The 834-nt window shown below is 47.6% G+C and carries 1 protein-coding gene; it reads right to left on the bottom strand.

What is annotated here, in order from left to right; all coding sequences use genetic code 11:
• Nucleotides 1-150: 150 nt before the first annotated feature.
• Nucleotides 151-438 carry a hypothetical protein gene (locus PY257_RS09570; RefSeq protein ID WP_275741148.1) on the bottom strand — a complete coding sequence of 96 codons (288 nt, stop codon included), beginning with the start codon at nt 436-438 and terminating at the stop codon, nt 151-153.
• Nucleotides 439-834 lie beyond the last annotated feature (396 nt).

Raw genomic sequence — 834 nt, 5'->3', positions numbered from 1 at the left:
GAAAAATAAACTTAATTAAATCAAGCAGTTACAGCATGTATTTTATCTTAACTTCGGTGGATTGGGCCGTAGCCCAGGTGGTGGCTCATCTCCGCACCCATGGCGCGTTCGATGAAGGCCTTCTTGAAATTCTCAAAAATATCAGTGAACCTATTTCCGGCAGTTGAATCCCCAAAATTCGAGCAAGTGCCTGTCACGCATTGAGTTTCCATGCTTTCCAGACTCACCCATTTGGAACTGCTCTGCAGTCACGCGAAGTCTTTGGAAACCCGCATGGATATTGGGTTTCTTCAGTTTTTCGGTTGGTTCAACTGCCGTTTCTAGGGTGAATTGCTCTTTGGTTACCGGACCTGGGATGAGCTCTTCAAGCATTTGCTTGCTGAGTTGCGGCAGGGCCGCTTTGCCGCTCGCTGCGGCTGTCTTGGATTGGCGAGGCATGAAAACTCCTTTGGTGGAATGTTATGCCTTGCGAGGGACTTGCAGAATTCGGATGAATTTTTTAAACGCGCCAACGTGCGCTCAAAATAGACTGCGACCCTCCCCCTACGCTGAACATGAAAAACGCCTCAAAACGCACGAGATCGCCTCCAAATCAATTTGCCCAAAATGGCCTCTAAAAATTCTCGTCAAAATTCCTCAAATCTTAGAAATTTTGCTTAAATTTTAAGCAAATTTAGACGAATTTCGGCAAAAATAATTCTGCAAGTCCCTCTTGCACACAAAATTTCTGACAGGCTCAGCCGAAACGGGGCTGGCGCGATGTGTTGGTCATGGAGCGACGCACCAAGGTCGAGTTCGCGCACTGTATGCGGCATATCGTGCAGTCGTACCCCG

This window comes from Curvibacter soli, from assembly GCF_029211125.1.
GTDB lineage: Bacteria > Pseudomonadota > Gammaproteobacteria > Burkholderiales > Burkholderiaceae_C > Curvibacter_A > Curvibacter_A soli.
This window is presented reverse-complemented; position numbering and strand designations above follow the sequence as displayed.